The 234-nt window shown below is 53.8% G+C and carries 1 protein-coding gene; it reads left to right on the top strand.

Going from position 1 to position 234, the window contains the following annotated elements; all coding sequences use genetic code 11:
• Positions 1-3: 3 nt before the first annotated feature.
• A partial coding sequence (locus tag SB764_RS44780; protein WP_410867409.1) for a DUF4383 domain-containing protein occupies positions 4-234 on the top strand: 231 nt, incomplete at its 3' end.

The following is a 234-nucleotide window of genomic DNA, read 5'->3' as shown; positions in this document are numbered from 1 at the left end:
CTTCTGGGAATCTTCCAAGTGTCCATTCTGCACAACATCGTGCACCTCCTCTTCGGCATTGCCGGACTGATGATGGCAGGTACACCCGGACAATCCAGGAACTTCCTTGTGGGAGGCGGGGTCATCTACTTGGTTCTGTGGATCTACGGCCTGTTGATCAATCATGATTCCGCCGCCAACTTTGTTCCCGTGAACTCTGCGGACAATTGGTTGCACTTCCTGCTGGGTGTGGGA

The sequence above is a fragment of the Paraburkholderia sp. SIMBA_027 genome, from assembly GCF_046535315.1.
GTDB lineage: Bacteria > Pseudomonadota > Gammaproteobacteria > Burkholderiales > Burkholderiaceae > Paraburkholderia > Paraburkholderia tropica.
This window is presented reverse-complemented; position numbering and strand designations above follow the sequence as displayed.